Annotated in this window: 22 protein-coding genes and 1 tRNA gene; 13 read left to right on the top strand and 10 right to left on the bottom strand. The window is 63.2% G+C overall.

The window, feature by feature from the left end:
- The first annotated feature begins 78 nt into the window (after window positions 1–78).
- Together NP552_RS21035 and NP552_RS21030 are read left to right on the top strand one after the other, a co-directional pair.
- Window positions 79–849: a MetQ/NlpA family ABC transporter substrate-binding protein gene (locus NP552_RS21035; protein WP_274097118.1), complete on the top strand. Its 771-nt coding sequence runs from the start codon at window positions 79–81 to the stop codon at window positions 847–849.
- Between the two features lie 73 nt (window positions 850–922).
- Window positions 923–1,975 carry a methionine ABC transporter ATP-binding protein gene (locus NP552_RS21030; protein WP_274097117.1) on the top strand — a complete coding sequence of 351 codons (1,053 nt, stop codon included), beginning with the start codon at window positions 923–925 and terminating at the stop codon, window positions 1,973–1,975.
- Between the two features lie 38 nt (window positions 1,976–2,013).
- Here the strand turns inward: NP552_RS21030 and ssuD (NP552_RS21025) are convergent, their stop codons facing one another.
- From ssuD (NP552_RS21025) to NP552_RS21000, 6 genes are all read right to left on the bottom strand, one after another.
- Window positions 2,014–3,153: an FMNH2-dependent alkanesulfonate monooxygenase gene (gene ssuD, locus NP552_RS21025; RefSeq protein ID WP_043864439.1), complete on the bottom strand. Its 1,140-nt coding sequence runs from the start codon at window positions 3,151–3,153 to the stop codon at window positions 2,014–2,016.
- Window positions 3,154–3,252: 99 nt separating this feature from the next.
- Window positions 3,253–4,353: a sigma-54 interaction domain-containing protein gene (locus tag NP552_RS21020; RefSeq protein ID WP_274097116.1), complete on the bottom strand. Its 1,101-nt coding sequence runs from the start codon at window positions 4,351–4,353 to the stop codon at window positions 3,253–3,255.
- Between the two features lie 9 nt (window positions 4,354–4,362).
- The gene (locus NP552_RS21015; protein ID WP_274097115.1) at window positions 4,363–5,553 is read right to left on the bottom strand and encodes an acyl-CoA dehydrogenase family protein; all 1,191 of its coding nucleotides are present in this window, start codon (window positions 5,551–5,553) and stop codon (window positions 4,363–4,365) included.
- A complete protein-coding gene (ssuD, locus tag NP552_RS21010; RefSeq protein WP_043864442.1) occupies window positions 5,550–6,695 on the bottom strand; it encodes an FMNH2-dependent alkanesulfonate monooxygenase in 1,146 nt (381 codons plus the stop codon). Before ssuD (NP552_RS21010) ends, NP552_RS21015 begins: the two co-directional genes overlap by 4 nt.
- Window positions 6,692–7,270: an FMN reductase gene (gene msuE / locus NP552_RS21005; RefSeq protein WP_043864443.1), complete on the bottom strand. Its 579-nt coding sequence runs from the start codon at window positions 7,268–7,270 to the stop codon at window positions 6,692–6,694. The genes ssuD (NP552_RS21010) and msuE overlap by 4 nt, the downstream gene beginning before the upstream one ends.
- A gap of 238 nt (window positions 7,271–7,508) precedes the next feature.
- Window positions 7,509–8,291 (bottom strand): AraC family transcriptional regulator, encoded by a 783-nt coding sequence (locus tag NP552_RS21000; RefSeq protein ID WP_043864444.1) that lies wholly within the window; start codon window positions 8,289–8,291, stop codon window positions 7,509–7,511.
- Window positions 8,292–8,384: 93 nt separating this feature from the next.
- Here NP552_RS21000 and NP552_RS20995 point away from each other — a divergent pair, with 93 nt between their 5' ends.
- From NP552_RS20995 to NP552_RS20985, 3 genes are all read left to right on the top strand, one after another.
- Window positions 8,385–9,293, top strand: coding sequence for an EamA family transporter (locus tag NP552_RS20995; protein WP_274097114.1), 909 nt, complete (start codon window positions 8,385–8,387; stop codon window positions 9,291–9,293).
- 246 nt (window positions 9,294–9,539) lie between these two features.
- Entirely contained in the window at window positions 9,540–9,830 is a 291-nt protein-coding gene (locus NP552_RS20990; RefSeq protein WP_373874888.1) for a type II toxin-antitoxin system RelE/ParE family toxin, read from the top strand.
- 2 nt (window positions 9,831–9,832) lie between these two features.
- Complete coding sequence (locus NP552_RS20985) at window positions 9,833–10,132, top strand: addiction module antidote protein (RefSeq protein WP_054916323.1); 300 nt, start codon at window positions 9,833–9,835, stop codon at window positions 10,130–10,132.
- Window positions 10,133–10,350: 218 nt separating this feature from the next.
- Here the strand turns inward: NP552_RS20985 and NP552_RS20980 are convergent, their stop codons facing one another.
- From NP552_RS20980 to NP552_RS20970, 3 genes are read right to left on the bottom strand one after another with little or no spacing between them, the layout of a single operon-like run.
- Window positions 10,351–11,253, bottom strand: coding sequence for a transporter substrate-binding domain-containing protein (locus NP552_RS20980; protein ID WP_043864448.1), 903 nt, complete (start codon window positions 11,251–11,253; stop codon window positions 10,351–10,353).
- Between the two features lie 30 nt (window positions 11,254–11,283).
- A complete protein-coding gene (locus tag NP552_RS20975) occupies window positions 11,284–11,634 on the bottom strand; it encodes a RidA family protein (protein ID WP_274097113.1) in 351 nt (116 codons plus the stop codon).
- A 25-nt stretch (window positions 11,635–11,659) separates the two neighbouring features.
- Complete coding sequence (locus tag NP552_RS20970) at window positions 11,660–12,901, bottom strand: D-amino acid dehydrogenase (protein ID WP_443201042.1); 1,242 nt, start codon at window positions 12,899–12,901, stop codon at window positions 11,660–11,662.
- Window positions 12,902–13,008: 107 nt separating this feature from the next.
- Here NP552_RS20970 and NP552_RS20965 point away from each other — a divergent pair, with 107 nt between their 5' ends.
- Entirely contained in the window at window positions 13,009–13,914 is a 906-nt protein-coding gene (locus tag NP552_RS20965) for a LysR family transcriptional regulator (protein ID WP_058541407.1), read from the top strand.
- Between the two features lie 454 nt (window positions 13,915–14,368).
- Entirely contained in the window at window positions 14,369–14,929 is a 561-nt protein-coding gene (locus NP552_RS20960) for a hypothetical protein (protein ID WP_274097112.1), read from the top strand.
- 548 nt (window positions 14,930–15,477) lie between these two features.
- On the opposite strand, the gene NP552_RS20955 is transcribed toward NP552_RS20960, so the two are convergent.
- A tRNA-Leu gene (locus NP552_RS20955) sits at window positions 15,478–15,562 on the bottom strand.
- Between the two features lie 108 nt (window positions 15,563–15,670).
- On the opposite strand from NP552_RS20955, the gene queA reads away from it, so the two are divergent.
- From queA to NP552_RS20925, 6 genes are all read left to right on the top strand, one after another.
- Window positions 15,671–16,720, top strand: coding sequence for a tRNA preQ1(34) S-adenosylmethionine ribosyltransferase-isomerase QueA (gene queA, locus NP552_RS20950; RefSeq protein ID WP_043864453.1), 1,050 nt, complete (start codon window positions 15,671–15,673; stop codon window positions 16,718–16,720).
- A gap of 14 nt (window positions 16,721–16,734) precedes the next feature.
- Complete coding sequence (gene tgt / locus NP552_RS20945; protein ID WP_162484886.1) at window positions 16,735–17,850, top strand: tRNA guanosine(34) transglycosylase Tgt; 1,116 nt, start codon at window positions 16,735–16,737, stop codon at window positions 17,848–17,850.
- A 51-nt stretch (window positions 17,851–17,901) separates the two neighbouring features.
- Complete coding sequence (gene yajC / locus NP552_RS20940; RefSeq protein ID WP_043864455.1) at window positions 17,902–18,243, top strand: preprotein translocase subunit YajC; 342 nt, start codon at window positions 17,902–17,904, stop codon at window positions 18,241–18,243.
- A gap of 63 nt (window positions 18,244–18,306) precedes the next feature.
- Window positions 18,307–20,175 (top strand): protein translocase subunit SecD, encoded by a 1,869-nt coding sequence (gene secD / locus NP552_RS20935; RefSeq protein WP_054916607.1) that lies wholly within the window; start codon window positions 18,307–18,309, stop codon window positions 20,173–20,175.
- 9 nt (window positions 20,176–20,184) lie between these two features.
- Complete coding sequence (gene secF / locus NP552_RS20930; protein WP_043864457.1) at window positions 20,185–21,096, top strand: protein translocase subunit SecF; 912 nt, start codon at window positions 20,185–20,187, stop codon at window positions 21,094–21,096.
- Window positions 21,097–21,217: 121 nt separating this feature from the next.
- Complete coding sequence (locus tag NP552_RS20925) at window positions 21,218–21,766, top strand: glycine zipper 2TM domain-containing protein (protein WP_043864458.1); 549 nt, start codon at window positions 21,218–21,220, stop codon at window positions 21,764–21,766.
- Window positions 21,767–21,853: the final 87 nt, after the last annotated feature.

Raw genomic sequence — 21,853 nt, 5'->3', positions numbered from 1 at the left:
CAGCGGCAGCCGGGTTTCGCTGCCGCCGGCCCACGTATCCCACGGCGGCCAATGTTCTACCTGTTCAGGAGCAAGCCCATGAAGAAGACCCTGGCCGTACTGGCCGCCGTGCTGTCGCTGTCGGCGCACGCCAACGAGAAACTGGTGGTGGGCGCCACCCCGGTGCCGCATGCCGAGATCCTCGAGTTCGTCAAACCGGCGCTGGCGGCCGAAGGCGTGGACCTGGACATCAAGGTGTTCAGCGATTTCATCCAGCCCAACCTGCAACTGGCCGAGAAGAACCTGGACGCCAACTACTACCAGTACCGGCCGTTCCTCGACGAATTCAACGCCACCCGCAAGACCGACCTGGTGCCGGTGGTGGGCGTGCACATCGAGCCTTTCGGTGCGTACTCCACCCGCATCAGGAGCATCGCCGAGCTCAAGGACGGTGCCAGCGTCGCCATCCCCAACGACCCGGTCAACGCCGGGCGTGCCCTGGTGGTGCTGCACGAAGCCGGGCTGCTCACCCTCAAGGACCCGAGCAACACCCTGGCGACCCAGCGCGACATCGCGGCCAACCCAAGGCACCTGAAGATTCGCGAACTCGAAGGCGCGCTGCTGGCCCGTGCGGTGAACCAGGTGGACCTGGCGTTCGTCTTCGCCAACTACGCGCTGGAGGCGGGCATCGATACCAGCAGCGCGCTGATCGTGGAGAAGGGCAAGGACCTGTACGTGGAGTACCTGGTCGCACGCCCCGACAACATCGATGACCCGCGCATCCAGAAGCTGGCCAAGGCGCTGAACTCGCCACAGGTGCGCGACTTCATCCTGACCCGCTACAAGGGCCAGATAGTGCCCGGCTTCTGAGCCCCGGTGGCCCGCGCTGGCGACAGCGCGGGCCTTGGTCGAATCGCATCCTTCGCAGGGCAGGCCTTGATCCATGGTCAGTTTCAATCAACAGCCGCTGGCAGGCGCCGTGCATATCCGCCTGGTGGGGCTCGGCAAGCAGTACCCGGGGCGCGAGCGCACTGTGCATGCGCTGCGCGACATCAACCTGGAGATACGCCGGGGCGAGGTGTTCGGCATCATCGGGCGCAGCGGCGCGGGCAAGTCGTCGCTGCTGCGTTCGCTCAACCGCCTGGAGCAACCCAGCAACGGCCAGGTGCTGATCGACGGCGAGGACATCGCCGGCTACGACAGCGCGCAACTGGCCCGTCAGCGCCAGCGCACCGGCATGATCTTCCAGCACTTCAACCTGATGTCGGTGAAAACCGTCGGCGAGAACATCGGCCTGCCGCTCAAGCTGGCCGGCATTGGCCGCGCCGAGCGCGAGCGGCGGGTGAGCGAGATGCTGCAACTGGTGGGCCTGGAGGACAAGCGCGATGCCTTCCCCGCACAGCTGTCCGGTGGCCAGAAGCAGCGCGTCGGCATCGCCCGGGCGCTGGTGCTGCAGCCCGACCTGCTGCTGTGCGACGAGGCGACCTCGGCGCTGGACCCGCAAAGCACCCAGTCGATTCTGGCGCTGCTACGCGATATCAACCGGCGCCTGAACCTGACCATCGTGCTGATTACCCACGAGATGGAAGTGATCCGCGAGCTGTGCGACCGCGTGGTGGTGCTGGAGGCGGGCGAGGTGGTGGAGCAGGGCGAGGTGTGGCGGGTGTTCGGCTGCCCGTGCCACGAGGTGACCCGCACCCTGCTGCGCACCCTGCACCCTGGCGGCGCCCATGACCTGGCCCCAGCCAGCGCCGGCGACTGGCTGCTCGACCTGCATTACACCGGGGCCCGTGGCCAGGCGCCGGAGCTGAGCGCGATCAGCGCGGCACTGGGTTACCCGACACACCTGGTGCAGGCCAATATCGAGCGTATCCAGGGGCGTATCCTTGGCCGTCTGCGCGTGCGCGTGGAGGCCCCTGAACAGGTGTGTGCGCAGGTGCTGCAGCAGGCCCGCACAGTGGCCGACAGCGTCGAGCGGGTGGCCGCACGGGCCTGAGCCGGCCGGCCTGCACCGGGTAGCCCGGGCCCTGCCCGTTACTGGCTGGCGGCGGGCCTGGCCTGGCCGGCACGCACGTCGAAGGCGCCCCCGGTGAAGGCGCCATCCACCGTCACCTTGCTTTTGCCGGGCAGCAGCGGGAACACCAGTTCGGCGAAGCGGTAGGCTTCCTCCAGGTGCGGGTAGCCCGACAGCACGAAGCGGTCCACGCCCAGGGCGACGTACTCCTGCAGCCGTGCCGCCACCGTGGCCGGGTCGCCGACCAGTGCGGTGCCGGCGCCGCCACGCACCAGGCCGACCCCGGCCCACAGGTTGGGCGAGACTTCCAGCCGGTCGCGGCGCCCGCCGTGCAGCGCGGCCATGCGCCGCTGGCCTTCGGAATCCATGCTGGCGTAGTTGGCCTGTGCGGCGGCGATGGTGGCCTCGTCCAGGTGGCTGATCAGTTCCTCGGCCGCCGCCCAGGCCTGTTCACTGGTTTCACGCACGATCACATGCAGGCGCACGCCAAACTGCACCGTGCGCCCGTGGCGGGCGGCACGGGCGCGCACGTCGGCGATCTTTTCGGCCACCGCGGCGGGTGGCTCGCCCCAGGTCAGGTAGGCGTCCACATGCCTGGCCGCCAGCTCGTGCGCGGCGGCTGACGAGCCACCGAAGTACAGCGGCGGGTAGGGCGTCTGCACCGGCGCGAAGAAGTTCTGCGCGCCCTCCACCCGCAGGTGCTCGCCGTGAAAGTCGACCCGTTCGCCACTGAGCAGTTGACGCCACACGGTGAGGAATTCGTCGGCGGCGTCGTAGCGCTGGTCGTGCGCGAGAAACACGCCATCGGCGGCCAGCTCGGTGGCATCGCCGCCGGGCACCACGTTGAGCAGCAGGCGTCCGCCGCTGGCCTGGTCGAGGGTGGCGGCCTGGCGCGCCGACGCGGTGGGGTTGCCCAGCGAGGTGCGCAGGGCCACCAGCAGCTTGAGGCGGTGGGTCACCGGCACCAGGCTGGCGGCGGTGACCCAGGGGTCGAGGCAGCTGCTGCCGGTGGGGATGAGAATGCCGTCATAGCCGAGGTTCTCGGCGGCCACGGCAATCTGGCGCATGTAGGCGTTGGTGGCCGGGCGCCCGCTGGCGGAGTGGCCGAGGTAGCGGGTGTCGCCGGAGGTGGGCAGAAACCAGAAGATATCGAGGCTCATGGTGGGGTGCTCGTTGCAGGAAGAATGGGCCACCGCCCCGGCCGGGACGGCGTGCAACGCAAGGTGGGTGAAGTCGCTGCTTGCTTGGGCAAGTCTGGGTCAGATCGACAGGTTGATGACGCGTGTGGCGTTCGGCTCCGGTGGCGGCTGGCGCTTGTTCACCACCAGTTCGCCGATGCGGATCAGCAGGGCACGGGTGACGTTGCGGCTCAGGCCGAGCAGGCGCGCGGTGTGCACCTGGTTGTAGTGGCAGAAGCGGTAGGCACTGCGCAGCAGCGCCTCCTCGACCTTTTCATGCAGCGCGCCGTGCTCTTCTTCGAACAGCTTCTGAAACGCGCGCTGCAACAGGGCGTTGGCGGATGTGTCCGGGGCGGGTGTGCCCTCGGGCCGCTCGATGCGCAGGTTGGACAGGCGCAGGTCGTCCTGCTGGATCACGCCGTCATGGCAGATCAGCAGGGTGTGGTGGATGACGTTTTCCAGCTCGCGGATGTTGCCCGGCCAGTCGTAGCTGGTCAGCTTGTGCTCGGCCTCGCTGCTCAACTGCACATCGCCATAGCCCAGGCGGGCGCTGTAGCTGGCCATGAAGTGGCGGGTCAGCGGCAGGATGTCGCCGGGGCGCTCGCGCAGCGGGTGCAGCTGCAGGCTGACCACGTTGAGGCGGTAGAACAGGTCTTCGCGAAAGTGCCCGGCGTTGATCGCCTTTTCCAGCTGCACGTTGGTGGCGGCCAGCACGCGCACGTTGATCGGGATGCTCTTGCGCGACCCCAGGCGTACCACTTCGCGCTCCTGCAGCACGCGCAGCAGCTTGACCTGGATGGCCATCGGCAGGTCGCCGATCTCGTCGAGAAACAGCGTGCCGCCGTCGGCTTCCTCGAACCAGCCGGCCTTGGACGCCAGGGCGCCGGTGAAGGCGCCCTTTTCGTGGCCGAACAGTTCGGCCTCGACCAGCGACTCGGAGAACGCCCCGCAGTTGACCGCCACGAACGGCCCGTGGTGGCGCCGGCTGAGGTTGTGGATATGTCGCGCCACCAGCTCCTTGCCCGTACCGGTTTCGCCAATGATCAGCACGCTGGCCTCACTCGGCGCGACCTGCTGCAGGTGGGCGAGCAGCGCCTGCGACCTCGGGTCTTCGAACACCTGTGCGGTGGCCCTGATCGAGGTGGCCAGGGTTGGCGATGGCGGGAGCGTCAACAGATGCATGGGCAGCCCTCAGGAGTAGAAGGACGGGGCGGGCACCGTCCGGTTCAGGGCCCAGTCACCCAGCTCGTGGACCTTGTAGTCCACCGGGTCGTGCAGGGTCTGGGTGCGCAGGTTGCGCCAGTAGCGATCGAAGCGCAGCGAGGCATGCGTGGCGCGCGCGCCGGTCACTTCGAACAGGCGGTTGCACAGGTCCAGGCCGGTGCGGGTGGCCGCCACCTTGGCCGCGGCGATGGACAGCGCCAGCTGCCCGCGCTCGTCGCTGCTCAGCTTGGGGCCCTTGTGCCAGGCTTCGTCGAGCTGGTTGCAGGCGCGTTCGGCCAGCAGCCGAACGCCTTCCAGGCCCACCCAGAAGTCGCCGTAGTGGCGCAGGATGTACGGGTCTTCGCTGACGTGCCGGGCATTGGACTTGAACCACGGTCGCCCTTCCTTGAGCGTGTACTGGCGCGCCTCTTCCAGCGCACCTTCGGCGATGCCGAGGAAGATGTGCGCAAAGTGCAGTTGCGCGATCAGCGGGCGCAGGCAGGCGAACGGGGTGCTCAGCGGGCCGGGGTCGAGCAGCAGTTCGGATTCCTCGACGCGCACGCGCTCGAAGGTGGCGCTGCCGCTGTCGGTCTGGCGCTGGCCCATGTTGTTCCAGTCGCCATGCAGGGTGATGCCGGTACGTGCCGTGGGGATGGCGGCGATCAGCAACTTGCCGCCGGCGCTTTCATCCACCGCCGAGGCGATCAGCATTTCCGAGTCGCTGGCGCCGGAGCAGAAGCTCTTCTTGCCCGAGAACTCGCGCCAGCCGTCGTACTTCTTGACCACGGTGCGGGTGTCCAGCGGGTTCAGGGCATTGCCCCAGAACCAGTTCTTGCGGGCGGTCTGCTCGAACCAGGGCTGCCACTGGTCGGGGCTGGAGAACAGGCGCACGGTGGCCAGCATCAGGTGCTGGAAGCCGAACACGTGGGCGATGGAGCTGTCGACCCGGGCGAACTCGCGCACGATGTTCAGGGTTTCGCCCCAGCTGGCGCCCATGCCGCCGAACTGCGTGGGAATGCTCAGGGCCAAGAGGCCGCTGTGGCGAATGGCGTCACGCTCGGCCTTGGGTGTGCCGCCGCGCTCGTCGCGTTCGGCGGCGGTCAGTGCGAACTCGGCGGCCAGGGCGCGCGCGGTCTGCAGCGGGCTGAGCAGGGTGGGTTCCGGTTGCTTGGCACTCATGCGGTCTGCGCCTTGGGCAGCACATCGTTGGCGATCATTTCGCCGAACGGCCCGGTCAGGTTGGTGACGCCGCGCCCGGCCAGGCTGGCGTAGGGTTCTGGCAGCAGCGGGAAGACCAGCTCGGCGAAGCGGTAGGCTTCCTCCAGGTGCGGGTAGCCGGAGAAGATGAAGCTTTCGATGCCCAGGTCGGCGTATTCCTTGATGCGCGCGGCCACCTGTTGCGGGTCGCCCACCAGCGCGGTGCCGGCGCCGCCCCGTACCAGGCCCACACCGGCCCACAGGTTGGGGGCGATCTCCAGCTGGTCGCGGCGACCGCCGTGCAGGGCAGCCATGCGCCGTTGGCCCTCGGAGTCAAAGCGCGCGAAGGACTGTTGCGCCGCGGCGATGGTGTCGTCGCTGATGTGCGCGATCAGGCGGTCGGCGGCCTGCCAGGCCTCTTCGGCGGTTTCGCGCACGATCACGTGCAGGCGGATGCCGAACTTCACCGTGCGCCCGTGCCTGGCGGCGCGGGCGCGCACATCGGCGATCTTCTCGGCGACGGCGGCGGGCGGCTCGCCCCAGGTGAGGTACACGTCCAGCTGTTCGGCGGCCAGGTCATGGGCGGCGTCGGACGAGCCACCGAAGTACAGCGGCGGGTAGGGCTTTTGTACCGGTGGGTAGAGCGCCTTGGCGTTCTCGACCTTGAAGTGCTTGCCCTCGAAATCCACCGACTCGCCTTGCAGCACGCGGCGCCAGATACGCAGGAACTCATCGGTGACCTCGTAGCGTTCGCTGTGGCTGAGGTGGATGCCGTCGCCGCGGTTCTCGTCGGGGTCGCCACCGGTGACCACGTTGATCAGCAGGCGCCCGCCGGAGAGGCGGTCCAGGGTGGCGGTCATGCGCGCCGACACGGTGGGCGAGATGATGCCGGGGCGAATGGCTACCAGGTAGCGCAGGCGTTCGGTCAGCGGCGCCAGGGCCGAGGCGACCACCCAGGAGTCCTCGCACGAGCGGCCGGTGGGGATCAGCACGCCGTGGTAGCCCAGGCCATCGGCGGCCTGGGCGATCTGCTTGAGGTAGTTGAGGGTGACCGGGCGCGCGCCGTCGCTGGTGCCGAGGAAATGACCGTCGCCGTGGGTGGGCAGGAACCAGAACACGTTCATCGTTCGGCCCCGCTGGCGAGCTTGCGCTGGCTGTGGGCGTGGGCGGCGAAGAACGGTGCGGCACGCTCGGCGGCCAGGCTGACACGGGCTTGCAGCACCGGGCTGCTGACCTGGTAGTTCTGCAGGTCGCCTTCGCTGCCATACACGCCGATGGGCAGGGTCAGCGCCTGGAAGAAGCTGAACAGCGGGCGCAGCTGGTGGTCGATCACCAGCGCATGCAGCGGGCTGCCACCGGTGGCGGCCAGCAGCACCGGGGTGTCGATCAGGCTGTCCTGGCCCACCAGGTCGAACAGGTGCTTGAGCAGGCCGGGGTACGAGCCGCGGTAAACCGGCGAGGCGACGATCAGCAGGTCGGCATGCTCGATGGCCTGCAGCTGCTGTTCGACCGTGGCCGGCAGTTCGGCGCGCGACAGGGCGCCGCCTACCGGGCGGGCGATCTCGCTCAGCTCGATGAGCTGGGCGTCGATGTGCAGGTGCTTGCCCAGCTCGGCGACGATCGCCTCGGTCAGTGCCAGGGTGCGTGAGGGGCGATAGGCGCCGCCGGAAACGGCGACGACCTTGAGTGCTGCGGTCATGTGTGCGTCCTGTGGTGTGGCCCTGCGCTCAGAGCGTTACCCAGGCTTGAGCAAGAGCCGTACCACAGTCGCAGGCCCCGTTTTTGCTGGGCCTGGCGCGGTAGTGAGGTGGCAATGGTGTTGGTGCGGGAGGTTTTTGTTGGCTGGCTGTTGCTGGGGCAACAGTTGCTGGGCAGACAGTTGGCTGTGGGTGTAGGCCTGGCGCGCTACTGCTTGGGTTGCAGCGAATCGTGTTGCATCAACTTACCGCGTTGGCGAAGTACTGGCTGGGCGCCGCGCCCAGCACGCGCCGGAACACACTGGTGAACGCACTGGGGCTGCTGTAACCAAGGTCCGTCGCCACCCGCGTGATCGCCTCGCCATTGCCCAGGCGCACCACCGCCGCCATCAGGCATGCCTGCTGTCGCCATGCCACGAAGCTGATGCCGGTGTGCTGGCGAAACAGCCGGGTGAAGGTGCGCCGGCTCATGCCCACCTGGCGGGCCATGTCATCGATCCCTGTATCCAGCGAGGGCTGTGCCAGCAAGTGCTGGCAGGCCCGGGCGAGCCTGGGCTCGCTGGGCAGCGGTGCATTCAGCGACAGCGCCGGCATGTCGGCAATCTCGTGCAGCAGCAGGTTCATCAGGTAGCCCTCGCGGCTGCCTTCGGCATACAGCGCCGGCACATCCCGGGCGCCCAGCAGCAGTTGGCGCAGCAGCGTCGACACACCGAACACCTGGCAGTGTTCGGGCAGGCCGAGGCGGGTGGCGGCAGGCTGGCGCACATAGGTGTTCAGCATCGTCACCGGGCCGTTCATGCTCATCTCGTGGGGCACGCCTGCGGGCACCCAGATGGCCCGCTGCGGCGGTACCACCCAGTTGCCCTGGCGGGTGAACACCGTGATCACCCCGCAGGCCGCATACGCGAACTGCCCACGCTGATGGGTATGCAAGGCAAAGTGCTGCCCGTCGCCATAGTCGTTGGCCGTGACCACGGCGTCGCGGGGGGTGTGTTCATAGGGGTCGATGTCGATTTCGCGCATGGCCCGAATTTAATGATCTATGACCTGATAGTGCAAGCGAGCCAGTGTGCTCATTGCGCATAGTGGCGCCCTGACTTTCGGGATAGGTACGCCATGCAAAAGAAACATCTGGCCCTGGCCGTGCTGGTGACGGCGATGTGGGGGTTCAACTTTCCCATCACCAAGCTCGGCCTGGCCGCAATTGACCCGCTGCTGTTGACGGCGTTGCGATTCACCCTGGCGGCGTTGCCGTGGGTGTTCTTCATCCGGCGCCCGGCGGTCGGCCTGGGCTGGGTGGCTGCGTACGGGTTGATCTTTGGCGTGGCGATGTGGGCGTTGATCAACCTGGGAATCGAGCTGGGCGTGCCGCCGGGTACGGCGGCGTTGCTGGTGCAGTTCAGTGCGTTTTTCACCCTGGGTTGGGGCGTGTTGCTGTTTCGCGAACGCCTTGGCGTGGGGCAGGGCGTCGGGGTGGGGCTGGCAGTGCTGGGGCTGGTGTCCATCATCGGTGGCAGGCCCGGCGATGGCTCGGTGGTGGGTTATGGCTTGTTGCTGGTGAGTGCGTTCAGCTGGAGTGTGGGCAATGTCATCATCAAGCGCTCGAAGGTGCGCGAGATGTTTGCCTTTGTGGTGTGGGCGAGCCTGTTCGCACCGCTGCCGCTGGTGCTGCTCACCTGGCTGATGCATGGCACCGCGCCGTTCACCGGGGTGGCTGCGCAGGTGGGGTGGGTGGCGGTGTTTTCGCTGGTGTTCCAGGTGTATGCGGCGACGCACTTCTGTTACTGGGGGTGGAACCTGCTGCTGCGTGAGTATCCGGTGTCGAAGGTGGCGCCGTTGTCGTTGCTGATCCCGGTATTCGGGGTGGCAGGGTCGATGGTGCTGCTGGGGCACCGGGTGGATGTGCACGAGGCGGTTTCGATCGGGTTGATTCTGGCGGCGCTGGGGGCGGGGTTCGTGAAGTGGCCTGGGCGGGCGCATTCGCCAGCAAGGCTGGCGCCTACAGGGGAGCGCGAGACGGTGTAGGCGCCAGCGTTGCTGGCGAAGGGAGGTGACATGCTCTTGTAACTGCAGCAGCTGGCAGGTTTTTAACCTTGGGAAATGTACCGCTTCAAATCAGGAATTGTCTTGTTCCAGAGGCATGCGCAAGCGCCCATCGTATTCCAGTTGCTCGCTCGAAAGGCGAGCGATTCACCGGCAGTCTGGTAAGCATCCAAACGTGATCTTGCTTGCCAGTCTGTATCCATAGGGATACATTCAGAGCCTGATGTGATCTATTCCATAGAACAGACTTTGGCATTCAGCGGCTGGCTTCTGGCGCTACGCGATGTACGAGCGAAGATCGCCATTGGTCGACGCATCGAACGTGCGCTTGCGGGCAACTTGGGGGATACGAAGGCGGTTGGTGATGGTGTTTCAGAGATGCGCATCGATTCCGGCCCAGGCTATCGGGTGTACTTCACCGTGCGTAGCGGCGTAGCAATCCTGTTGCTGACAGGCGGGGACAAGTCTTCTCAAGCAGCAGATATCCGGATGGCCAAGCGGTTGGCCAAAGAGGTTTGACCATGAGCGTTATATTGATTCCATTCGACATGGCGGCACTGCTTGATAGTGATGAAGCCATCAGCGAGTACTTGTCTCAGGTGCTGGCGGAGGGCGACAGCGACGAGCTTTTACGTGCAATAGGGTACGTGGCCAAAGCGCGCGGAATGTCGCTGGTTGCCAAAGAGACTGGATTGGGAAGAGAGAGCCTTTACAAGGCCTTCGCGCCAGGCGCCAAGCCTCGTTTCGATACGGTGCTGAAGGTGATGCATGCGCTGGGAATCGAACTCTGTGCGCGCTCGCATCGAGGGGCTTCGGTGTAGGTTGATTCTGGAATGCTTCAGCGACTTTTTTGTCTGGAAACAACTTCTGAGCTGCCTGTATGGCAGCCCAGAAAAATCACCGTGTCCTCAGTGAATCGCCTCAGAGTGAACGCTGAAGAACTCAGCGGAACACTGCTGCTCGACCTACCGTTTGGGGGATAGCAATCCCCAAGCCCTGGTGGCGGGTAGCCCGCGCCAACCGGTGAGGGCACTGATCGCTACTGCACCGGATCACTCACCGGCTTGGCAATGATCGCCTTGAGTTCACTGGTCATCGGGAACTCGAGGTTCAAGCCTTTTGGCGGGATCGGCTGCTCAAACCAGCGCTGGTAGATCCCGTTGATCTCCCCCGAGCTGTACAGCTCGCCCAGTGTCGAATTCACCAGTGCGAGGAATTGCGGATCGTCCTTGCGCACCATGCAGCTGTAGATTTCCCGAGACTGCTCCTCCCCAACCACTACCCACTTGTGCGGATCGCGAGCCTTGGCGCGCTCGCCGTAGAGCAACGCATCGTCCATGTAGAACGCCGCTGCCCGACCGGACTGCAACAGCTGGAAGGCTTCGCCGTGGTCCTTGGCGCTGATCACGAACATGTCGATCTTGTTATCGATGTTGTAGCTCTTCAGATAGCGCTCGTTGGTGGTGCCGGCGGTGGTCACCACGTTCTTGCCGCGCAGGTCGGCGAAGCTCTTGATCCCACTGTCGTTGGCGGTCAGCAACTGGCCTTTGACGTAGATGAAGCCGTAGGAAAACGCCACCTGTTTTTGCCGCTCAGCGGTCACGCCGGTCGAGCCACATTCCAGGTCGACCGTGCCGTTCTGCACCAGCGGAATGCGGGTTTGCGAAGTCACCAGGTTGTACTTGACCTTGAGCTGGGGCGCCGCGAGCTTTTGCTGCACGCGCTCGACGATCTTGTTCGCCAGGTCCACCGAGTAACCCATCGGTTGACCCGAGTGATCGCCCACGTAGGAGAAGGGTACCGACGCATCGCGATAACCCAGGGTAATGCTGTTGGTACTGGCAATCTTGCTCAGGGTCGGCCCCAGCGAGGTTTCTTCAGCCTGCACTTGGGTGCCGAGCAATACGCCCAGGGTGCAGCCGAGCAACGTGATTTTTTGCATTGTTATTCTCCGTTGTGGGTGATGGATTGCTTAGCGGCGGGCCGCGATAACGCTGATTTCGACTCGCACCTGCGGGCGGGCCAGCTCGGCCTGCAAGGTCGTGCGACTCGGTGCCTGGCCAGGCGACAACCAGTCCGACCATACGTAGTTCATCGCCGCGAAATCCTCACCAATGTCCTTCAGGTAAATGGTCGCGCTGAGCAGGTGATTCTTGTCGCTGCCCGCCTCGGCCAACAGTGCGTCGATTTTTGCCAGCACCTGGCGAGTCTGGCCAGCGGCGTCGGTGGCATCACCCGGTACTTGGCCGGAGAGAAACACCAGGTCGCCAAAGGTCACGGCAGCGGACAAGCGTGGATTGGTCTGGATGCGGCTGATGGTCATCGGATAGTCCTTCTCTTGGGTAATTTCAGGCCACACGGGGCGCAAAGCCCTGCAGATCAATGGAGGGGCGGCGCTGGCCGATCAGCTCGCTGAGCAACTGCGCACTGCCGCAGGCCAGGGTGAAGCCCAGGGCACCATGGCCGAGGTTGAGCCACAGGTTGCGATACGCGGTTGCGCCCAGCAGCGGCACGCCGCTAGGGGTCGCCGGGCGCATACCGGCCCACTCGATGGCCTGCTCGTAGTCGCCGGCATTGGCGAAGGTGTCACGCGCCTGGCGCTTGATCAGGGCCAGCCGCTTGGGGTCCAGCGCCTGTTCAAAGCCGACGATGTCGACCATGGCCGCTACCCGCAGTTGCTCGCCGATGCGGGCGTAGACGATCTTGCGGTCATAGTCAGTGATGCTCAGGTCCGGGGCCCGGTGGTGGGCGCCGATCGGCACGGTGAGGCTATAGCCCTTGAGCGGGTACAGGGGCAGGTGCACCCCTGGCAACGTCAGCAGTGGGCTGCGATGGCCGGCGGCAATCACCAGATGCTCCACTGGCAGCACTTCATCCCCCAGTTCGATTGCGCTCACCATGCCATTGGCCTGGCGAATACCGGTCACGGCCTGGCCCAGGCGGAACTCGCAACGGCCCGAGGCCCGCAAACGCGCCGCCAGTAGCTGGCAGAAGCCGTGGCAGTCACCGACCTCTTCATCGGGGGTGTAGATCGCGCCAATAAAGGGGGCATCGGCCAGGGCCGGGTCCAGGCGGGCGCAGTCGGCAGACGACAGCACCTGCTGTTGCTGGGGGGCGGCCAGCCTGTGGCGGGCGTGCTCGAAGCTCGCGGTGTTGCGAAAGGTCACCAGCTTGCCATTGCGCCGCCAGTGGAAACCGTCCAGGGCATCGTCCTCGCGCCAGGCCTGCAGGGTGGCCTGGCTGAACAACGCCAGGCGCAGCAGGTGGGCTGCATTGGTGCGGTTGACGGAGGAGCGGCAGGCCCCCAGAAAGGACGCCATCCAGCGCCACTGCGCCGGGTCCAGGCGGGGGCGCAGCTTCAACGGTGAGTCACCGCGCAGCATCCAGCCGATGGCCTGCAATGGCACGCCGGCATCGGCCAGGGGCGCCACGTAGCGATAGGACAACTGGCCGCCATTGGCAAAACTGGTTTCACTGCCCAGCGAATCCCGCGCCTCGACCAGGGTCACCTCAACGCCATCGCGCACCAGTGCGTAAGCCGTTGCCAGGCCAATGACGCCGCCGCCGATGATGCATACACGCTGAGCCATGTCATTCCTTAGCCGTGGTTGAGACGAGACCGAGGTTAGAGCCAGGTGACAGGCGCCGAACAATGAATAAAGATGGTCATCCCATAAACAAAGGTTATGGACTCGCCATGCGCCTTCGCCACATCGAGATCTTCCAGGCCATCCGTCAGACCGGGTCGGTCAGCGCTGCCGCGCAGTTACTGCACGTCTCCCAACCCGCCGTGACCAAAGTGCTGCAACACGCTGAGCAGCATCTGGGTTTCCCGTTGTTTCTACGGGTGCGCGGCAAACTCCAGGCCACCCCGGAAGCGCTGGAGCTGGAGCGTGAGGTCGACAAGGTCACCGAAAGCCTGCAAGGGGTGCGACGCCTGGCCCAGAGCCTGCGCCGCGAGCCGGGCCACAGCCTGCGGATCGGCGCGACCCCGGCACTGGCCCTGTCGTTGTTGCCGCCGGCCATTCATGAATGGACGCAACGCTATCCGGAGATCGCCTGCGAGCTGTCCAGTGCCCATAGCCGCGAGCTGGTGCAGAACCTGCTGATGCGCGAAATCGATGTCGCCCTGACCCTGCAACTACCCGATCACCCGGGGCTCAAGGCCCAGGCGCTGGCCAGTGGGGTGTTGGTGGCGTTGGCGCCGGCCGGTTACTGGCCCCAGGAGGAAGAAGGCCAGCCGCTGCCGCTGCAGGCCCTGGCCGACGCGCCGCTGATCGGGCTGTCCAGTGCCGATCCGCTGTCGGCCCGCCTCGACAGCTATCTCGAGGCGGTAGAGCCGCCGCCACGGGTGAGCATCGCGGTGCAAACCTATTCACTGGCCAGGGCGATGGTCGAATCCGGTGCAGGGCTGGCGGTGATCGATCCCTTCACCGCCCTCAGCGCGTCGCCTGGGGCCACCGCCATTCGCCCCCTGGCTCCAGCGTTGCCGATCACCCTGTACGCGGTGACCCGCGCTGCCGAACCGCCACCGCATACACTGGGCGAGCTGCTGACGATCTTCAGCACTCGTGCGCAGGGGCAATTGGATTGTTGGCGCTGAAGCGTTGACTTGCCAGGGAAGGGGATGAAACCCCAGAGACTAAAAGCCCGCAGTCAGTGGGCTTTATGGGTGTTGCGTAGTCGTCGTTGGACGGCTATGTACATCGAAATAGTAATGGGTTTGGAAGCCACTCGGTAAGCACATCCAAAACAGAGTTGGGCTGTGATAAGCGATGTGTTTTCCACCGCATACGAAAAACCGTAATTGCTAGATTAGAGCGTGCAGATGTAAAAAACTTTGTCATCATTTCATGGGTAGGTCATAAAGCAGAGGGTTTGTTGCGGATGACTGTTGACAGGTATTCCGAAGGAAAGCACTTGAAGAACTAGCATACAAGTTCCAGTCTTAAATATATTGCATCCCCGCGATGTTGGAATGCTGGCGTTTAACTATTGCTCAATTGGTGATAGCATTTTGCCTTACCAGCAAGACTTGGCTCTCGCGATTCAACTGAATGGATAAGGAAAAAATGGAAAAAATTAAAAGCTTTGTGCTGGCATCGTTGGTTGCCGCTTTTGCGTGCACAGCATCAGCAGAAACCTTTGAACACGTCGAGCTTGATAAAGACAGAAGAAGCGTTGAGTATTCTGGACCTATCAATAAGACAATCAGTGCGATTAAAGAACGTAAATGGCTAGGACAAACCAAGGCTATGGATGGTGGGGTCGTGTTCACCCCTTATGTGAATCCCCAATTCGGTAAGAACAATACGGAATCCGGGGGTGCCATTATGGTGACTGCTACATTCTATCTCTATGACAAGCCAGTCAAAGAAGCGTTGATGGTTGCACGTCAAAGTCAAATTCCCGGTTTTGTTGAGTTTTATGGCTATGATTCAAGGGAGCTTCAAATGCATATAAGAATGGTTGACGATGACACCTTTCAATCGTTCGCAAGTGATACGCAATATCGCTCTCCTGAAAAGCTGAATACTTACAAGAAAGTCGACAGTTTTAATAAGGGTAATTACAAGAGCGAGTTGAAGTCTGCCTTGGATGATGGCACTGTTTTTTGAAATGTGTAAATGACAATAAAGCACATCAGTGTTTTTGTTGATTTGAGGTCGATGAAGAGAAGATAGACCGCGTTCGTATAATGGTCGATAACTATCAGGCTGCCCTTCAAGGTGGCCTTTTCAATGCCTGCTATACAGTTGCCAAGCATTGTTGAATGCTTGATTTGTTCGGTCTTTTAATTTCGATGACAGTCAAATAATGGCTTAATGCAACGAAATATTGTGTCAATGGTAGATTGAAAATATATGTAGGGTTGGATGGTAGCTGTCAAAAATTAAAAGTTAGGGTTAGACCCGTGCTCAATTTTCATGCTTGAACACGTTCAACCACAAAAAACGACCTTGCCGGAGACGCGAAGGTTTTTGAATACTCATAAAATCTATTGATTTTTGTGGGTTTGTATGATCTTGACTTCGCGTGATGTGACGCTTTGGGGCCGCATTTTCCGAGGGAAATGGGTTTGAGAAGAACAGATTTTCTGGATAGAAAAAGGGGTAGAAATTTCTTTCTACCCCTTCTCTAAGTCATTGATTTACAAGGATTTGTATGGTGCCCCGAGGGAGGCTCGAACTCCCACTCCTTTCGAAAACGGATTTTGAATCCGCCGCGTCTACCAATTCCGCCATCAGGGCTTGTGGCGGCGAAGTATAGTGAGGCGCCTACCGTTGGTCAATCAGCTTTCATGGTCAATTTTGCCGCTTTCCGCTAAACTTTGCGGCCCTGTCAAACCGATCACCATCATGCGCGTCGCCGATTTCTCCTTTGAGCTTCCAGATTCCCTGATCGCCCGCCATCCACTGGCTGAACGGCGCAGCAGCCGGCTGTTGACCCTCGACGGGCCTACCGGCGCGCTCGCGCATCGCCAGTTCACCGACCTGCTCGAGCACCTGCGCCCGGGCGATCTGATGGTGTTCAACAACACCCGGGTGATCCCGGCCCGACTGTTCGGCCAGAAGGCCTCCGGCGGCAAGCTGGAGATCCTCATCGAGCGCGTGCTCGACAGCCATCGCGTGCTCGCCCACGTGCGCTCTAGCAAGTCGCCCAAGCCAGGCACCCAGCTGCTGATCGACGGCGGCGGCGAAGCCGAGATGGTCGCGCGCCACGACGCGCTGTTCGAGCTGCGCTTCACCGAAGAGGTGCTGCCACTGCTCGACCGCGTCGGGCACATGCCGTTGCCTCCTTATATAGACCGCCCCGACGAAGGCGCCGACCGCGAGCGCTATCAGACGGTCTATGCGCAGCGCTCCGGCGCCGTGGCCGCGCCCACCGCCGGCCTGCACTTCGATGAAGAGCTGATGGGCAAGATCGCCGAAAAGGGCGTGAGCACCGCCTTCGTCACCCTGCACGTGGGCGCCGGCACCTTCCAGCCGGTGCGCGTGGAGCGCATCGAAGATCACCACATGCATAAAGAGTGGCTCGAAGTGGGCCAGGACGTGGTGGACGCCGTGGCCGAATGCCGGGCGCGCGGCGGGCGGGTGATCGCGGTCGGCACCACCAGCGTGCGCTCGCTGGAAAGCGCGGCGCGCGACGGTACGCTCAAGCCGTTCAGCGGCGATACCGACATCTTTATTTTCCCGGGCCGCCCGTTCCACGTGGTCGACGCCCTGGTGACCAACTTCCATTTGCCCGAATCCACGCTGCTTATGCTGGTTTCGGCCTTCGCCGGTTACCCCGAGACCATGGCTGCCTACGCCGCAGCGGTGGAAAACGGCTACCGCTTCTTCAGTTACGGTGATGCCATGTTCATCACCCGCAATCCGGCGCCACGCGGGCCCGAGGATCAAGCATGAGTCGCACCTGTCGTATGTCCTTCGAGTTGCTGGCCACCGACGGCAAGGCCCGTCGCGGCCGCCTGACATTCCCCCGGGGTGTGGTCGAAACCCCGGCCTTCATGCCGGTGGGCACCTATGGCACGGTCAAGGGCATGCTGCCGCGCGACATCGAGGCCATCGGCGCGCAGATGATCCTGGGCAACACCTTCCACCTGTGGCTGCGCCCGGGCACCGAGGTGATCAAGGCCCACGGCGACCTGCACGACTTCATGAAGTGGCAGGGCCCGATCCTCACCGACTCCGGCGGCTTCCAGGTGTTCAGCCTGGGCGCGATGCGCAAGATCAAGGAGGAGGGCGTGACCTTCGCATCCCCGGTGGACGGCTCCAAGGTGTTCATGGGCCCGGAAGAGTCGATGCAGGTGCAGCGCGACCTGGGCTCGGACGTGGTTATGATTTTCGACGAGTGCACCCCGTACCCGGCCGATGAAGATGTGGCGCGCATCTCCATGGAGCTGTCGCTACGCTGGGCCCAGCGCTCCAAGAACGCCCACGGCGACAGCACTGCGGCGCTGTTCGGCATCGTGCAGGGCGGCATGCACCGCAACCTGCGCGAGCGTTCGCTCGAGGGCCTGGACAAGATCGGCTTCGACGGCCTGGCCATTGGCGGGCTGTCGGTGGGCGAGCCCAAGCACGAGATGATCAAGGTGCTGGACTACCTGCCGGGCATGATGCCGGCTGACAAACCTCGTTACCTTATGGGGGTAGGCAAGCCGGAAGATCTCGTTGAGGGTGTGCGCCGCGGCGTCGACATGTTCGATTGCGTGATGCCCACGCGCAATGCGCGCAACGGTCATCTGTTTGTCGATACCGGCGTGCTTAAAATCCGTAACGCGTTCCATCGCCATGATGATTCGCCACTGGATCCGACCTGTGACTGCTACACCTGCCAGAACTTCTCCCGCGCTTATCTGCATCACCTGGATAAATGCGGCGAAATGTTGGGCAGCATGTTGAATACCATCCACAACTTGCGTCATTACCAGCGCCTGATGGCTGGTTTGCGCGAGGCTATTCAACAGGGTACATTGGCCGCCTTTGTCGATGCCTTTTACGCCAAGCGCGGGCTGCCTGTGCCGCCCTTGGATTGATGTTCTGTCGAACCTGACACACGTACAACAACTTGCAACTTGGAGTGCTAAATGAGCTTTCTGATTCCTGCCGCTTACGCGGACGCAGCAGCCCCGGCAGCTGCCGCCGGCCCAGCCGGTACCGGCTTCGAGTGGATTTTCCTGGTCGGCTTCCTGGTCATCTTCTACCTGATGATCTGGCGTCCACAGGCCAAGCGCGCCAAAGAGCAGAAGAACCTGCTGAGCAACCTGCAGAAAGGTGACGAAGTTGTCACCAACGGCGGTATTGCCGGCAAGATCGTCAAAGTGGCCGATGACTTCGTGGTGCTGGAAGTGTCCGACACCGTGGAACTGAAGTTCCAGAAGGGTGCTATTGCCGCGACCCTGCCCAAGGGCACGCTCAAAGCGATCTAAGTTTCAGATTTTCTACAATCGACGGGGCGCGCAAGGCGCCCCGCGTCTTGAACGGGCGGCGTGATGCTGAACAAATATCCTCTATGGAAATACGCACTGATCCTGGCGGTACTGGCGATCGGTTTTATTTATTCCGCTCCCAACCTCTACCCTGACGACGCGGCTATTCAGGTCAGTGGTGCCAGCACGGCGCTGCAGGTCAGCCAGGCCGACCTGGACCGTGCCACCAAGGCACTGGCCGACGCCGGTATCGCGGTCAAGGGTGCAAGCCTGGGCGAGAAGGGCAAGGGCGCACTGGTGCGTCTGGCCAAACAGGACGACCAACTGCCTGCCAAGGACGTTGTGCGCAAGGCGCTGGGTGACGACTACGTCGTTGCACTGAACCTGGCCCCGACCACTCCGCAATGGCTGCGCAACCTGGGTGCAAGCCCGATGAAGCTGGGCCTGGACCTGTCCGGTGGTGTGCACTTCCTGCTTGAAGTGGACATGGACAAGGCCATGGCGGCACGTCTGAAGGTGTACGAAGGCGAAGTCAAAAGCCTGCTGCGCAAGGAGCGTGTGCGCTACCGCAGCCTGCCGCAGCAAGATGGCGGCATTCAACTGGGCTTCTCCGATGACCAGTCCCGCGAACAGGCTCGCAGCCTGATCCGCAAGAATTTCAACGATTTCGAGCTGACCACCACCGAGCGTAACGGCCTGTCGGTGCTGCGTCTGGCGATTACCCCGGCCAAGGTCGCGGAAATCCGTGAATACTCGATCAAGCAGAACCTGACCACGGTACGTAACCGCGTCAACGAACTGGGTGTGGCCGAGCCACTGGTTCAGCGCCAGGGTGCCAACCGCATCGTGGTCGAGCTGCCAGGCGTGCAGGACACCGCAGAAGCCAAGCGTATTCTGGGCAAGACCGCGAACCTGGAGTTCCGTCTGGGTGCCGAGCCGGGTGCGTCCAAGGCCACTACCGAGACCTTCGAGTTCCGTGAGGGCGGTCGCCCACCGGCAGCGGTCGAGCGTGGCCTGATCATCACCGGTGACCAGGTCACCGACGCTCAGGCCAGCTTCGACGAGCAGGGTCGCCCGCAGGTGAACATCCGCCTGGATGGCCACGGCGGCGAACTGATGAGCCGCGCCACGCGCAGCAACGTCGGGCGCAGCATGGCGGTGATCTTCATCGAACAGCGTCCGGTTACCCGCTACGTCAAGCAGATGGTCGACGGTGTCGAGAAAGACGTGCCGGTGCAGTCGTTCGTGGAAGAGAAGCGCATCATCAGCCTGGCGACCATCCAGTCGCCACTGGGCAGCCAGTTCCGCATCACCGGCCTGAACGGCCAGGGTGAGTCGTCCGAGCTGGCCCTGCTGCTGCGTGCCGGTGGTCTGGCGGCGCCGATGTACTTCGCCGAAGAACGTACCATTGGCCCGAGCCTGGGTGCCGACAACATCACCAAGGGTATCGATGCATCGCTGTGGGGCATGCTGTTCGTGTCGCTGTTCATCATGGCCATCTACCGTGCCTTCGGCCTGATCGCCACCATCGCCCTGGCGGGCAACATGGTGCTGCTGCTGGCGCTGATGTCGCTGCTGGGGGCTACGCTAACCCTGCCGGGCATTGCCGGTATCGTGCTGACCATGGGTATGGCGGTCGACGCCAACGTACTGATCTTCTCGCGCATACGTGAAGAACTGGCCAATGGCATGTCGGTGCAGCGCGCCATCCACGAAGGCTTCAACCGTGCCTACACCGCGATCGTCGATGCCAACCTGACCACCCTGCTGGTGGGCGGCATCCTGTTCGCCATGGGTACCGGTCCGGTCAAGGGCTTCGCGGTTACCATGTCCCTCGGGATTTTCACCTCGATGTTCACGGCCGTCATGGTCACCCGCGCAATGGTCAACCTGACCTGCGGTGGGCGGGATATCAAGAAGTTGTGGGTATAAGGGGCTGCCATGTTACGTACCATTAACTTCATGGGTGTGCGGAACGTCGCGTTCGGCGTCACCCTGCTGCTGACTGTGCTGGCACTGTTCAGCTGGTTCTACAAAGGGCTCAACTTCGGCCTGGACTTCACTGGCGGTACGCTCATCGAGCTGACCTACGAGCGCCCGGCCAACCTTGGCGAGGTTCGTGAAGAGCTGGTCAGGTCCGGCTTCCACGATGCCGTGGTGCAGAGCTTCGGTGCTACCACCGACCTGCTGGTGCGCATGCCGGGCGACGACCCGATGCTGGGCAACAAGGTGGCCGAGGCGCTGCAGAAGATCAGCACCGACAACCCGGCCACGGTCAAGCGTGTCGAGTTCGTCGGCCCGCAGGTGGGCGAGGAACTGCGTGACCAGGGCGGCCTGGGCATGCTGCTGGCGCTGGGCGGCATCCTGGTCTACCTGGCCTTCCGCTTCCAGTGGAAGTTTGCGGTGGGCGCCATCCTGTCGCTGGTGCACGACGTGATCGTGACCATGGGCATCCTGTCGTTCTTCCAGATCACCTTCGACCTGACGGTGCTGGCGGCGGTGCTGGCGATCATCGGCTACTCGCTCAACGACACCATCGTGGTGTTCGACCGGGTACGGGAAAACTTCCGCGTGATGCGCAAGGCTTCGCTGATCGAGAACATCAACGTCTCGACCACCCAGACCCTGCTGCGTACCGTGGCCACCTCGGTGTCCACCTTGCTGGCGATCGCGGCACTGCTGTTCTTCGGTGGTGACAACCTGTGGGGCTTCTCGCTGGCACTGTTCATCGGTGTAATGGCCGGTACCTACTCGTCGATCTACATCGCCAACGTGGTGCTGATCTGGCTGAACCTGAACAGTGAAGACCTGATCCCGCCGGTGAAAACCGAGGGTGTGGACGAGCGTCCATAAGGCTTTTTGCCACTGTCCTGAGCGGTACAAGAAGGCGCGAGTATTGAACTCGCGCCTTTTTTTATGCTCCAAGGCTGGGAGAAGCGCGGGCGTGTTCCCGCAGGTAAATCAGGAGGTTCACGTGAACAAGTCAATGCTGGTGGGTGCGGTGCTGGGTGCTGTCGGTGTCACTGCCGGAGGTGCCGTGGCTACCTACAGCTTGGTCAAGGGCGGGCCGCAATACGCGCAGGTGACGTCGGTGCAGCCGGTCAAGCAGACCGTCAAGACGCCACGGGAAGTCTGCAAGGATGTCACGGTGACCCGTCAGGCGCCGGTGAAGGATCAGCACCAGATCGCCGGTACCGTGCTGGGCGCCGTGGCAGGTGGGTTGCTGGGTAACCAGATCGGCGGCGGCAATGGCAAGAAGATCGCCACCGTGGCCGGTGCCGTCGGTGGTGGCTATGCCGGCAACAAGGTGCAAGAAGGCATGCAGAACCGCGATACCTACACCACCACGCAAACCCGCTGCAACACGGTCAATGACCTGAGCGAGAAGGTGGTGGGGTACGACGTGAAGTATTCGATTGGCGACAAGGCCGGGCAGGTGCGCATGGAGCGCGACCCGGGTTCGCAGATCCCGCTGGACGAGAATGGCAAGCTGGTACTGACGCAGGCACAGCCTGGGCAGTGATGGCCCTTTCGCCGGCAAGGCGGGCTCCTACAAAGCCATGCGCAACCTGTAGGCGCCGGCCTTGCCGGCGAAGAGGCCCGAAAGCCA

It is taken from the genome of Pseudomonas sp. 8209 (assembly GCF_028682105.1).
In the GTDB taxonomy this organism is placed as follows: Bacteria; Pseudomonadota; Gammaproteobacteria; order Pseudomonadales; family Pseudomonadaceae; genus Aquipseudomonas; species Aquipseudomonas palmensis.
This window is presented reverse-complemented; position numbering and strand designations above follow the sequence as displayed.